The sequence below is a fragment of the Acidobacteriota bacterium genome (assembly GCA_016196035.1).
Lineage (GTDB): Bacteria > Acidobacteriota > Blastocatellia > RBC074 > RBC074 > JACPYM01.
On sequence record JACPYM010000111.1, the window covers coordinates 14,706 to 28,066 of the forward strand.

Sequence of the window (13,361 nt, forward strand, 5' to 3'; positions counted from 1 at the left end):
TCCAATCCAGCTACAGGAGTAGAAGCCTTATGTTCAAACAGACTCTTTCGCTTTTTTTCAGCGCGGCCCTGCTGGGCTTGCTGTTATGCGGCGCCAGTTTCGCGCAAGCCACGGGCGGCGCGCAGATTTCCGGCACGGTGCTGGATGAGAGCGGCAACGCCGTCGCGGGTGCCGAAGTCACCGTCAAGCAAACCGATACTGGCCTGGCGCGCAATGTCACCAGCGACGCCGATGGCAGTTATACCTTCCCCAATCTGCCCGTCGGGCCTTATCAATTACAGGTCAAGAAGCAGGGCTTCAGCACCTATGTGCAATCGGGCATCGTCTTGCAGGTCAACGTCAACCCGACGGTCAACGCTACGCTCAAGATCGGCGCGGTGACGGAGCAAGTCCAAGTCACTTCGGATGCCGCGCTCGTCGAGACGCACAGCAACGGCGTAGGCCAGGTGATTGACCAGCAGCGCGTCGTCGAGCTGCCGTTGAATGGCCGCGTGGCGACTGAATTGATTTTCCTTTCCGGGCTGGCGAACGCGGCGCCGGCGGCGGATTTGAATACGAACAAGAACTTTCCGACCGTGACCATCGCCGTCGCGGGCGGTCTGGCGAACGGGATGACCTATGTGATGGATGGCGGTACGCATAACGATCCGTTCAACAACCTGAATCTGCCGATGCCTTTCCCCGACGCCTTGCAGGAATTCAAAGCCGAGACCAGCGCGTTGCCCGCGCGTTACGGCCAGCACGCCGCCTCGGCGGTGAACGTGTTGACCAAATCGGGCGGCAACAAATACCACGGCGATGTGTTTGAGTTCGTGCGCAACTACGAATTCAACGCGCGGAATTTCTTTGCTTCGCAACGCGACAGTTTGAAGCGCAACCAGTTCGGCGGCACCTTCGGCGGCCCCATCAAACAGAACAAGCTGTTTTTCTTCGGCGGCTTTCAAGCCAAGATCGAAAAATCGAATCCGGGTACGACGATCAGCTATGCGCCGACGGCGGCGATGCGCGCGGGCGATTTCACGGCCTTCGCTTCGGCGGCCTGCAACGGCGGCACGGCACGCACGCTGGCCGCGCCTTTCGTTGGCAACAAACTCGATGCCACGAAGATCAACCAACAGGCGTTGAACTTTTTGAAATACGTGCCAGTGCCGGCGGATCAATGCGGCAGGTTGCAATACGGCATCGTGGCGAACAACAACGAGAAGCAGGCGATTGGCAAGATTGACTATGACTTCAACGAAAAGCATTCGGTCTTTGGCCGCTATTTCTTTGCCGACTATGCGAGTCCGAATCCGTTTGATGGCGTGAACGTGCTGGCGATGAGCCGCGTAGGCCAATTCAATCGCGCGCATTCCTTCGTGCTGGGCGACACCTATTTGCTCAACGCGAATACGGTTTTGGCGACGCACGCGACGCTCAACCGCACGCGCAACAACCGCAAAGTGGACGAATACTTTTCGCCCACCGATTTGGGCATACAGGTGTTCAGTCCGGTCAAGGGCTTCACGGGTGTCACCGTGACGGGCAACGGCTTTGCGATTGGGGCGGGCGCGACCAATCCGGGCTATTTCAATTCGACCAACTATCAGATCGCCGAAGACGTGGACATCGTGCGCGGCGCGCATCAATTCGCCGTGGGTGTGAATTTCATTCACAACAATATCAACACCACGAACAATCGCCCCTCGAACGGACAGTTCACGTTCAACGGGCAAAGCACGGGCTTGCCGCTGGCTGATTTTGTGGCGGGCGCGTTAAGCGGCGGCTTCATTCAGGGCAATCCGGTCTTTGATAACCAACGGCAGAATTACATCGGCATCTATGCGCAGGATTCATGGAAAGTGAATGCGCGGCTGACGCTCAACGCGGGCGTGCGTTGGGAACCTTACCTGCCGATGGAACATCCGTTCGGTTGGGTCAGCCATTTCGATCCCGCAGCGTTTGCGGCGGGGACGAAGAGTTCGGTCTATAAAAACGCGCCAGTCGGATTGAGCTTCCCCGGCGATGCGGGCTACCCAGGCAAGTCAACGACCTTCGCGCACAAAGCGCAATTCGCGCCGCGCCTGGGTTTGGTCTTCGACCCGAAAGGCGATGGCAAGATGACGGTGCGTGCGGCTTACGGCATTTTCTATGACAACCCGCATCTGTTCTTCAACACGCGCTTTGCGAACAATCCGCCCTGGGGCGCGCAAATCACGTTGTCGAATCCGGCGGGCGGCTTGACGAACCCCTATCAAACTTATCCCGGCGGCAATCCGTTCCCCGGCCTGGCGAAAATCTCCACGGACAGCTTCTTCCCGCTCGCGGGCGTTTACGTCAACGCGCCGCTCAACATCAAGCCGACCTATTTGCAGCAATGGAACCTGAGCGTGCAACGGCAGGTTGGCGAATGGCTGTTTGCCGGCAGCTATCTCGGCAACAAGTCTACGCACCTGTGGACGGGGCGCGAATTGAATCCGGCGGTGTTCGCCACCGGCGCGACGACGGGCAACACCAACGCGCGCCGCGTGCTGAGTCTACAAAACGCCGCGCAGGGGCAGTATTACGGCACGATCGGACAAATTGATGACGGCGGCACGTCGAGTTACAACGGCATGCTCGTGTCGGCGCAACGCCGCCTGGCGAACAATTTCAGCGTGCTGGCGAATTACACGCTGTCGCATTGCATCAGCGATCCCGCCACGACTGAAATTACCGGCCCGACGTATGTCAACCCCAACAATCGCCGCGCCGACCGCGCCAATTGCGATTCGGATCGTCGTCACGTCGTCAACATTTCGTTTGTCGCGCGCACGCCGAAGTTCTCGAATAAGGCGTTGGGCTTGATCGCTACCGGTTGGCAGCTTTCAGGCATCGTGCGGCGGCAGACCGGCAATTTCGCCAGCGTCACGACCGGCGTAGACAACGCGCTGACTGGCGTCGGCGGACAACGCGCCGTGCAATTGCTGACCGATGCTTACGACGCCAACAAGACCGTAGATCATTACCTCAACCGTGCGTCCTTCGGTTCGCCGACGGCAGGCACGTATAGCGCGCTCGGCGCGTTTACAATTCTGAATCCGGGCAGCTTGCAGATTGATACGGGCTTGTCGCGCACCTTCAACGTCCGCGAAGGGCAGAATATCCAGTTCCGTTGGGAAACCTTCAACGTACCCAACCGGCTGAATGCCAACGCGCCCGTCACCGCGCTGAACAACGCCAACTTCGGCAAGATTCTGACCGCGCAAGACCCGCGCATCATGCAATTCGCGCTGAAGTACGTTTTCTAGTTTGAAATAAAGACGAGAATACGGAACAGACGGAAATAACAGAACAAACGGAAATTCTTTTCTGCCTGTTGTTGTCCGTCTGTTTCGTTATTTCCGTTTGTTCCGTATTCTTTCTTCTGACCTGCACGTTCAACGAAACTTATTTCCATGCGAAAACAATTCACCCTTTCTATCGTTCCCGCCTTGTTTGCCTTGTTGCTAATCAACGCATCAACTAACTTCGCTCAAGTCCCCACTGCCAAGGAAGCCGTGCTGGAAGAACGCTACCCGCAACCCGAAGTGAAGTTCGCGGGCGGCGTCATCGGCTTGCCTGATCTGACCTATTCGATCATCCCCGGTTATCGGCAATTGAAGCTCGATTTGTATTTGCCGCCGGGCGCACGCACGGGCGCGCGGCCATTGGTCGTTTATGTAGTGGGCGGCGGTTGGGCGGCGGATCGTCCGCGCAATGCGGGCGCGATTGAAGATTTCCCCGGCGTGTTTGTCGGGCTGGCAAAGAAGGGATATGTAGTAGCTTCGATTCGTTAGCGCCTAAGCGCCGAAGCAAAATTTCCCGCCGCTGAACACGACACGAAGACCGCGTTGCGTTGGTTGCGCGCGAACGCGGCGAAATACGGCATTGATAAAAACCGCGTCGTCATTTGGGGCAGTTCGGCGGGCGGGCAATTAAGCGCGTTGGCGGCGGTGTCGTGCGGCGATGCGAAACTTGCGCCCGTGCAAGCGACGGGATCAGGTGCGACAAAAGTACCTGATGAATCTGATTGCGTAAGCGGCGCGGTGATTTGGTACGGCATTTTTGATTTTGCGCAAATGAATGACGGCGCGGATGCTATGTTTCTGGGTTGCAAGAGTGGCGAAGAATGTGCGAACCGGCAAGCCGCGAGCGCCGTGAATTTCATTGATGCGAACGACCCGCCGATGCTGCTGATTCACGGTTCGGCAGATCGCGTCGTCAACGTCAAACAATCGCAGGCGATGTATGAGGCGCTCAAAGCCAAAGGCGTCAAAAGCGAATTGATCGTCATTCCCGACGTAGACCACAGCTTCATTGGCAAGACGCCTGAAGCTACGCACGCGGCGACCAATCAGGTGTTGAAGAAAACGTTGGAATTCATAGATACGATTTTGGGAGGAAAGCCGAAATGAAACGACGGTTCTCGTTCAGACCGAATCAATCAAGTGCGTGCGGGTTTTCTGCGCCGAAGGCGCTAGCGGATATTAGCCGGTGGTGGAACCACCGGAAACGCGCGCAAAATTCTCAAGCCCCGGTAGGGGCGACAGACCAGACTTACCGTTTCGTAGCGCAACGCTTCGTCCTGCGCCCCTTCAGGGCGCGACGTTTTTCCGCTGCGGTTCCGGTGGTTCCACCACCGGCTAATATCCGCAGCCCCTTCGGGGCAAAGAATGGGTTGCGCAATTGGTTGTTACTCGCATTCACATTTGTTATCGGGACGCTTTTATTACCGTCCGTGCAAGGCCAGAAAAAAACGTCAACCGACTGGCCTACGTTTGGCAATGACGCGGGTGGACAGCGTTATTCACCGTTGACGCAAATCAATCCGGCCAACGTCACGAAGCTCGTGCGCGCGTGGACGTTTCACATGAAGCCCGCGAATTACGTTGCGCCCACGGCAGATGCAGCGCGGATGCCTCCGCCAGGGCCGCCGAGTGTACCTCCAGGAGCAGGGGCGCGCGTCGCGCGTCGCCGCAATCCCGAATCGCAAGCCGTACCGCTGGTCGTCAATGGCGTGATGTATCTAACCACGGCCTATCGCCGCGTCGTCGCGCTCGAACCCGAAACAGGCAAACAACTGTGGGAATACGAAATCAAAAGCGGTGAGGCGGCTACGCGCGGCCTTGAATATTGGGCGGGCGATGCAAACACCACACCGCGCATTTTCTTCGGCACGTCGAACGGCGAATTGATTGCGCTGGATGTGAAGACCGGCAAGCCCGCCGCAGGCTTTGGCAACAACGGCAGCGTAGACATGAAAGTCGGCGTGATGAATGGTTACGATCAGGCGTCGTTCGGCCTGTCGTCGCCGCCGATTATGTACAAGGGCTTGGTCATCACGGGCGCGCACACACAGGAATCTCCGAGTCTCGGTTCATCGGGCGACGTGCGCGCGTGGGATGCGCGCACAGGCAAGCTGGCCTGGACGTTTCATACCGTGCCGCAGCCGGGCGAAGCGGGGCACGAGACGTGGGAAGGCGAGAGTTGGAAAGGCCGCTCCGGCACGAATGTCTGGAGCATGATGACCGTTGACACCGCGCGCGGCCTCGTCTTTCTGCCGCTCGGTTCGCCGACGTATGACTATTACGGCGGCGACCGCAAGGGCGCGAATCTTTACGGCAACGCGCTGGTTGCGCTCGACGCTAATACGGGCAAGGTGAAGTGGCATTTTCAAGCTGTACATCACGATTTATGGGATTACGATTTGTGTACGCCGCCGACGCTGTTCGATGTGAAGCGCAACGGCAAAACGATTCCCGCCGTGGCGGTGATGTCGAAGATGGGTTTGCTCTTTATTCTTGATCGCCGCGACGGCAAGCCGATTTATGGCGTGGAAGAACGACCCATTCCGAAAACCGATGTGCCGGGCGAAGCGACTTGGGCTACGCAACCTTTTCCGGTGAAGCCGGGGCCGCTCGCGCGCGACAGTTTCAAACGCGAAGAGATGGCGAATCTCACGCCCGAACATCGCAAGTATTGCGAAGCCTTGTTCGACAAAGACGGCGGCATGCAAAACCAAGGGCCATACACGGCATACACGACGAAACCTTCTGTCGTCTTTCCCGGTACGCTGGGCGGCGGCAACTGGAACCCGATGTCGTATGACCCGAAGCTGGGTTATCTGTTTATCAATACGCACGACTTGGGCGCGATTGGGCAGATGCAGAAAAACCCCGAAGGCGCGCGCACGCCGTGGTCGCGCACGAGTCCGCTGGGGCCGACGGCGCGGTTTTGGCAACTCGAAACGCGCCTGCCTTGTCAGCAACCGCCGTGGGGCAGGCTGTTCGCCGTCAATGTGCATACGGGCGAAATCGTTTGGCAGTCGGTGTTGGGCATTACCGAAGGGCTGCCCGAAGACAAACAGAAAACCGGTCGGCCTAACTTAGGCGGTTCGCTGGCGACAGCGAGCGGGCTGATCTTTATTGGCGCAACCGATGACAGCCGCTTCCGCGCGTTCGATTCCAAGACGGGCAAAGAATTGTGGGTGACGAAAATTGACGCGAGCGCACATTCCGCGCCGGTCACTTATCAAGGCAAGGACGGCAAGCAATACGTCGTCATCACAGGGACGGGCGGCGGCTTTCTGGCCGATCCTTCCAGCGCAGATTCGGTGATGGCGTTTGCGTTGCCGTAAATCAGTACCGCGACCGGTAGGAAGCGGGTTTGCAGGGAAAATTCCATGAACTCAATCCAAATACTTTTGCTGGCGATGTTGTTTTGCTTACCGCTGAATGCGCCATCCGCGCAGCCTGTCAACGCGCAATCCGCACGACTGAAAATCCTCGTGGTTCACGGCCCGAACCTGAATTTGCTCGGACGCCGCGAACCTAACATTTACGGCGTAACGACGTTGCCGCAGATCAACGAGCAGTTGCAGAAGCTCGCCGCCGAACTCAACGTCGAGCTCATCATCGTGCAATCCAATCACGAAGGCGTCATCGTGGATACGTTTCACCAGCACATTGACGACGTAGCCGGCGCGGTCATCAACCCGGCGGGCTTGAGCTTTCACAGCGTAGCCTTGCACGACGCGATCAAAGCGATGCCGTTCCCCGTGGTCGAGACGCATATCTCGAATCTAGGCACGCGCGATGCGATTCATCAGGGTTCGATCATCACGCCAGCGGTGCGGGCTTCGATTATGGGACTGGGCTGGCGGTCTTACACGGCGGGCTTGCGCGCGCTGGTTGAAATCATCCGCGAAGAAAAAGCCGCGAAAGAAGGGGCAAAGAAATGAAGCGTTATCTTTTGATTTTGTTTGTAGCGTTTTGCGCGCTGCCCCTCTCGCAAGCGGCGCAACAACCACAACAGCAAGGCGCACCACCGCAACGTCCGCCGCAAGCACGCCCGACGCGCAAACAGGTGCTGGCGTGGGGCGATCAACGTTACGGCGTGCAGCATGATTCGGTCACGCGCGCGCTGGTGACGATGGAACGGCTGGGGCGTGAATCAGGCGCGTATGACCTGTACATTCGCACCGATTCGCAACTCATCACCAAACAGCCCATTACGATGGCGGGGAATACCCGTCCGACGACGAACAAGAATCTCAACTACTTTGACGCGATTTTCTTTTACGGCGTGCGTGAGATTGAACTGACCGATCAACAGCGAGCCGACCTGATGTCGTTCATCAAAGAAGACGGCAAGGGCTTCGTGGCCGCGCATACGGCGACGACGGCGTTTTTCTCGTGGCCGGAATTCGGCGAAATGATCGGCGCACGCTTTGATGACCATCCGTGGGGCGTTATCGAAGCGCCCGTGGTGATTGACGATCCACTGTTCCCCGCGATGAAACATTTCCCTAAAACCTCGGTCATCAAAGACGAACACTATCAACTCAAAGATTTTTCGCGCGACAAAATCCGTGTGCTGGCGCATCTCGATGTGAGCAAGCTGGACATGAAGAACCCGCGCGTGCATCGCACTGACAACGACTTTCCCGTCGCGTGGTCAAAGATGTACGGCAAAGGCCGTGTGTTTTACGGCACGCTCGGCCACGCGGCGGAATTTTGGGACGATCCAAACGTTCAGAAAATGTATTTCGAGGCGCTCAAATGGTCGCTCGGTATGAGCGAAGGCGAAACCAAACCACTCGCGGTGAAGTAAATGCGCAACGTCTTAAAAATCGTATCACTGGCAACCGCTATTGCCCTGAGCATTCTGGCGCAAACGCCGCAAACGCCCGCACCGCCCAAACAGCCGCTGCCGTTCAGCCACAAGCTGCACGTCGCGCAAGGGCTGAAATGTCAGGGCTGTCACGTCAATCCTGACATTGGCCCGAATCCGGGCGAAAAGATGACTTATCCGGCGACGGCGAAATGCATGGCTTGCCACGAAGACACCGCCGCCGACAAACCCGCGATCAAAGCGCTTGCCAAATTTCATCACAGCAAAGAAAGTGTGCCCTGGGTGCGTGTTTATCAACTGCCCGACTGGGTTTGGTTCTCGCATCGCGTGCATCTCGAAGCGGGCGCGAAATGCGACCGCTGTCACGGCGCGGTTTCAGAACGCGAGGCGTTGTGGAAAGAGAAACCCACGACGATGGAAAGCTGCATGAACTGTCACCGCGAAACCAACGCAAGCAACGCCTGCAATTACTGCCATGAGGGACACTGAACTCACAGCCGCTTCGGCAAAGCCGGCTATAACTTCCTTTCGCGCAGGCTTGATCGGCGCAGGCATACAAGCTTCGCGTTCGCCGCAGTTGCACGAACAGGAGGCGCGCGCCCAGGGCCTGACGTATTCCTATGAGCTTTTCGACCTCGAACAAATGGGTGCCAGCGTCGCAGCTTTGCCGCGTTTGCTGGACGAAGCGCAGCAGCAAGGCTTTGCCGGCTTGAACATCACGCATCCGTGCAAGCAGGCGGTCATTTCGCTGCTGGATGAGTTATCCGCAGAGGCCGCCGCGATTGGCGCCGTCAACACGGTGGTTTTCAAACACGGCCGGCGCATCGGACATAACACCGATGCGCCGGGCTTTGCCGCCAGCTTTCAACGCGATCTTGCCGATGTCGCCAAGCGCAACGTAATCTTGCTGGGCGCGGGTGGCGCGGGTTCAGCCGTGGCGGTTGCTGTTTTGCAATTGGGCAGCGAGCGGTTGGCGATTTACGATACTGATCGCGCGCGCGCCGCTGCGTTGGCTGAACGCGTGGGCGCCACCGCCGTCAGCGAACTCGCGCAAACCGTGCAAGCGGCTGATGGATTGATTCAGGCGACGCCGATTGGCATGGCGAACTATCCCGGCGTGCCCTTGCCGCTGGCGTTGTTGCAACCCAACCATTGGGTGGCTGAGATTATTTACTTTCCGCGCGAAACCGAGTTGTTGCGCCACGCCCGTGCCCTTGGCTGCCGCACGCTGGATGGCGGCGGGATGGCGGTGTTTCAAGCGGCGCGAGCCTTTCAACTATTCACTGATCTGGCGCCTGACGCCGAACGGATGTTGCGGCACTTCGCGGCGCTGGACTAGATCGGTTTTCACTTCGGTGTACGGGAAAACACTGAGCGGCGGGACGGTACCGCGCGCGTCAGCAAGCGGTGTTTGAGCCGTTGAACCACTGGTGCAGCGCCGCTGCGCCGCTTGCTGACGCGCGCGGTACCGTCCCCACACACTGCCCCGTATACGCAATTGCAAACTGATCTAATGCGGCACGCGCGCGCGGTAACGGCCGGCGCGCGCAAACAGGAAATCAACACCATGAACATTCGCTCAATCATCACTACGCTGTTGTTTGTGATTGCGGTTGCGGCGGCTGCCTTTGCGCAAGACAGCAAATGCTCCGCGCTCGCCGCCAAATCATTCGGCGCGGACATCAAAATCGAATCGGCGGCGGTTGTCGCCGCCACGGCGCAAGCGCCTGAACATTGCGACGTGCGCGGCGTCATTGCGCCCGAAGCCAGATTCGCCGTCAAGCTGCCGGCGAATTGGAACAACCGGTTTTACATGGTTGGCGGCGGCGGATACGCGGGCACGATCAGTCACGGGCCGATGAACGCGGGGTTGCAGAAAGGCTACGCGACGGCTTCGACCGACACGGGGCACGATGCGGCCAAAGAACCGCTGGCGACGTTTGCCAATCCGGGGCCGCAGAATCCGCATGCCGACCGCAAGGTGCTCGATTACGCTTATCTGGCCGTTCACAACACGGCAGTGCTGGCCAAGCAGATCATCACGGCCTATTACGGCAGCGCGCCAAAGTATTCCTATTGGGTGGGCTGTTCGACCGGCGGGCGGCAAGGCTTGATGGAAGCGCAACGTTATCCGGCGGACTTTGACGGTTACGTCATCGGCGCGCCGGTGCTAAAAATTTCGCACGAGCAATTGCGCGGTATCTGGAACGCGCAAGCCGTGACGAGCGAGCCGGGGCGCATCGCCGTTGAAAAGCTGCCGTTGCTGGCCGCCGCGATTTATCAAAAATGCGATGGCGTGGACGGCGTGCAAGACAATTTGATTGCCGACCCGCGCCGCTGCCCGTTCGATCCGGCGCTGGATTTGCCGAAATGCGCGGGCGACGTTGATGGGAAAGATTGCTTCACCACGGGTCAAATTGCGGGCTTGAAAAAAGTGTATGGCGGCGTGCGTGATTCCAAAGGCAAGCTGCTTTATCCCGGCCAACCGGTGGGCGCGGAGATCGCTCCGCCGAATGGCCGCAGCGCGTGGATCGGCAGCATCGGCGCCGATCCGGGCGCGGGGCTGGCCTTCGGCGAAACCTTCATGCGCTTTATGATCAGGCCGCCGCTGGGGGCGGATTGGAGCTACAAGTCATTCAACTTCGACACCGACCCGGCCAGGCTTGCGGCGATTTCCAAACTGATTGACGCGACCGATCCCGACTTGCGCAAAGTCAAACAACGCGGCGGCAAAATCATTCACTACCACGGTTGGGCCGATGCGCTGGTCAATCCGCAAATGTCGGTGAATTACTACGAATCCGTGCTGAAGAAGCTGGGCGTGCGGCAGACCCGTGAGTTTTACAAGCTGTATCTGATCCCCGGCATGTTCCATTGTCGCGGCGGTGTCGGCTGCGATGACGCCGACTGGTTCACGCCGCTGGTGGACTGGGTAGAGAAAGGCATTGCGCCCGGCGTGATTGCGGGCAAGCGTGTCGTGAACAATGCGCCTGTGATGGCGCGCCCGCATTGCGCTTATCCGGCAGTCGCCAAGTACAAAGGCAGCGGCGACGTGAGTAAGGCAGAGAATTTCGCGTGTCAGTAAGCTGGCGCAGCATTCAACGAGAAACTCGTAGGAGGACATTCTGATGAAAGCGTGGTTATCAGTCGGTTTGCTTTTGTTGCTCGCCTTACAAGCCAGTTCGCCACAGGCGAGTCCCAAGCAACAACCGGTGATCAAAGCGCACGGCGTGCCGGTCTTACAATTGGCGGGCTTGCAGTTCAAAGACCTAAACCGGAACGGCAAGCTTGAGGTGTATGAAGACTGGCGGCAAACGCCACAGGTACGCGCCCAAGACCTTGTCCGGCAAATGACGCTCGAAGAAAAAGCGGGCGCAATGATGCACGGCACGTTGCGCACGGGCGGACAAATGGGCGCGATTGGCGCTGGCGCAAGCTATGATCTCGAAGCCAATCGCAAAGCGATGGCGGAGGCGCAGGTCAACAGCTTTATCACCCGTCTGCAAACCGCGCCGCGCTTGCTGGCCGAAGAAAACAACAAGCTGCAACAACTCGCCGAAGCAACGCGGCTCGGCATTCCGCTGACCATCAGCACCGACCCGCGCCATCACTTTCAATACGTGTTGGGCGCGTCTTCCGGCGGTAACGGCTTTTCGCAATGGCCGGAAACGCTGGGCTTCGCCGCGCTGGGCGACGCGAAGCTGATGCAGCGGTTCGGTGAAATCGCGCGGCAGGAATATCGCGCTGTCGGTATTCACATGGCTTTGTCGCCGCAAGCCGACCTGGCGACTGAGCCGCGCTGGAGCCGCATCAATGGCACGTTCGGCGAAGATGCCCAACTGGCGAAACGTATGGTGCAGGCTTACATCAGCGGCTTTCAAAACGGCAGTCGCGGACTAAACAAAGACAGCGTCATCACGGTTGTCAAACACTGGGCCGGTTATGGGGCGCAGCCCGAAGGATTCGACGGGCATTCGGCCTATGGCAAATACGCGGACTTCCCGCAGCGCAATTTCGCCTATCACCTCATTCCGTTCACCGGTGCGTTTGCGGCGCATGTCGCTGGTGTGATGCCGACCTATCCGATCCTGCGCAACGTTACGTTGAACGGTAAACCGCTGGAACCAGTCGGGGCGGGGTTCAGCCATCAACTGCTGACCGAAGAGCTGCGCGGGCGTTACAAATTCGAGGGCGTGATTGTCAGCGACTGGGCGATCACCAACGATTGCACAGGCCCTTGCGCAAACGGTTTGCCGCCCGGACAGCCGCCTTCTCCGGCCTATATCGGAATGCCGTGGGGCGTCGAAAACCTGACACGCGCCGAACGTTTCATCAAAGGCGTCAACGCGGGCTTGGATCAATTCGGCGGCACAGAGGAGTCGCGTATTCTGGTCGAGGCCGTCAAAGCCGGAAAGCTGACCGAAGCGCGGCTGGCAGAATCGGTGTACCGCATCATGCTGCAAAAATTTCAATTGGGCTTGTTCGAGAATCCCTATGTCGAAGCGACGCAGGTTGAAGCCGGCGCGGGCAACGCGGCGTTCGTGAGAGAGGCGCTAGCCACCCAAAGCCGTGCGCTCGTCTTACTCGAAAACAAAAACAAAACGTTGCCGCTCAGCGCCCAAATCAAAAAGCTGTATCTATACAAAATCAATCCGCAGGTCGCGCGTGATTACGGTTTCACGGTGGTCGAAAAGATGGAAGACGCTGATTTGGCCTTGCTCCGCACTGTCGCGCCGTTTGAGACGTTGCATCCGAATTACTTCTTCGGCGCGCGCCAGCACGAAGGTGATCTAAGTTTTCACGACGGCCAAGCCGATTACGAGGCCATCAAAGCCGCCAGCGCCAAAGTCCGGACGGTGGTGACGATCTATTTGGATCGTCCGGCCATTTTGACGAACGTGAAAGATAAGGCCGCCGCGCTGCTCGGCAATTTCGGCGTCAGTGATGCGGCGCTGTTTGAGGTGCTAACCGGCAAGGCCGCGCCGCAAGGAAAGCTGCCCTTTGAACTGCCGTCTTCGATGGCCGAAGTCAAAGCGCAGGCTGTAGACACACCCTACGATACAAAGACGCCGCTTTACAAATTCGGCTACGGGCTGACGTATGAACGCAACGCCGCCAGCCAGCACTGAAATGTAAGTGATAGAGTTGTTGCGGCCTTTGGAAATAACAGCGTAAGCAAATTGGCGACAGGGATACTGAAATCCGGCGGGCGACCGCCATTCTGCATT

At 58.3% G+C, this 13,361-nt stretch carries 9 protein-coding genes and 1 pseudogene; all 10 read left to right on the forward strand.

Annotated features, from left to right (window positions below; translation table 11 throughout):
* Positions 1-29 precede the first annotated feature (29 nt).
* Entirely contained in the window at positions 30-3,269 is a 3,240-nt protein-coding gene (locus HY011_31470; GenBank protein ID MBI3427468.1) for a carboxypeptidase regulatory-like domain-containing protein, read from the forward strand.
* A gap of 147 nt (positions 3,270-3,416) precedes the next feature.
* Positions 3,417-3,797 carry a hypothetical protein gene (locus HY011_31475; GenBank protein MBI3427469.1) on the forward strand — a complete coding sequence of 127 codons (381 nt, stop codon included), beginning with the start codon at positions 3,417-3,419 and terminating at the stop codon, positions 3,795-3,797.
* A 3-nt stretch (positions 3,798-3,800) separates the two neighbouring features.
* Positions 3,801-4,415, forward strand: a pseudogene (locus tag HY011_31480) (prolyl oligopeptidase family serine peptidase).
* Positions 4,412-6,637 (forward strand): pyrroloquinoline quinone-dependent dehydrogenase, encoded by a 2,226-nt coding sequence (locus HY011_31485; GenBank protein MBI3427470.1) that lies wholly within the window; start codon positions 4,412-4,414, stop codon positions 6,635-6,637. Before HY011_31480 ends, HY011_31485 begins: the two are co-directional and overlap by 4 nt.
* A gap of 138 nt (positions 6,638-6,775) precedes the next feature.
* Positions 6,776-7,240 (forward strand): 3-dehydroquinate dehydratase, encoded by a 465-nt coding sequence (locus HY011_31490; GenBank protein MBI3427471.1) that lies wholly within the window; start codon positions 6,776-6,778, stop codon positions 7,238-7,240.
* Complete coding sequence (locus HY011_31495; protein ID MBI3427472.1) at positions 7,237-8,112, forward strand: ThuA domain-containing protein; 876 nt, start codon at positions 7,237-7,239, stop codon at positions 8,110-8,112. Before HY011_31490 ends, HY011_31495 begins: the two co-directional genes overlap by 4 nt.
* Positions 8,113-8,622, forward strand: a complete 510-nt coding sequence (locus HY011_31500) for a cytochrome c3 family protein (protein MBI3427473.1) — start codon at positions 8,113-8,115, stop codon at positions 8,620-8,622.
* Positions 8,609-9,472 (forward strand): shikimate dehydrogenase, encoded by an 864-nt coding sequence (locus HY011_31505; GenBank protein MBI3427474.1) that lies wholly within the window; start codon positions 8,609-8,611, stop codon positions 9,470-9,472. The genes HY011_31500 and HY011_31505 overlap by 14 nt, the downstream gene beginning before the upstream one ends.
* 228 nt (positions 9,473-9,700) lie before the next feature.
* Positions 9,701-11,218: a tannase/feruloyl esterase family alpha/beta hydrolase gene (locus HY011_31510; protein ID MBI3427475.1), complete on the forward strand. Its 1,518-nt coding sequence runs from the start codon at positions 9,701-9,703 to the stop codon at positions 11,216-11,218.
* Positions 11,219-11,261: 43 nt separating this feature from the next.
* On the forward strand, positions 11,262-13,262 hold the full coding sequence (locus HY011_31515) for a glycoside hydrolase family 3 C-terminal domain-containing protein (GenBank protein MBI3427476.1): 2,001 nt from the start codon (positions 11,262-11,264) through the stop codon (positions 13,260-13,262).
* Positions 13,263-13,361: the final 99 nt, after the last annotated feature.

Coding starts and splice junctions, on each gene's coding strand:
- HY011_31470 (MBI3427468.1), top strand. CDS start 30: ATGTTCAAACAGACTCTTTCGCTTTTTTTCAGCGCGGCCCTGCTGGGC.
- HY011_31475 (MBI3427469.1), top strand. CDS start 3,417: ATGCGAAAACAATTCACCCTTTCTATCGTTCCCGCCTTGTTTGCCTTG.
- HY011_31485 (MBI3427470.1), top strand. CDS start 4,412: ATGAAACGACGGTTCTCGTTCAGACCGAATCAATCAAGTGCGTGCGGG.
- HY011_31495 (MBI3427472.1), top strand. CDS start 7,237: ATGAAGCGTTATCTTTTGATTTTGTTTGTAGCGTTTTGCGCGCTGCCC.
- HY011_31500 (MBI3427473.1), top strand. CDS start 8,113: ATGCGCAACGTCTTAAAAATCGTATCACTGGCAACCGCTATTGCCCTG.
- HY011_31505 (MBI3427474.1), top strand. CDS start 8,609: ATGAGGGACACTGAACTCACAGCCGCTTCGGCAAAGCCGGCTATAACT.
- HY011_31510 (MBI3427475.1), top strand. CDS start 9,701: ATGAACATTCGCTCAATCATCACTACGCTGTTGTTTGTGATTGCGGTT.
- HY011_31515 (MBI3427476.1), top strand. CDS start 11,262: ATGAAAGCGTGGTTATCAGTCGGTTTGCTTTTGTTGCTCGCCTTACAA.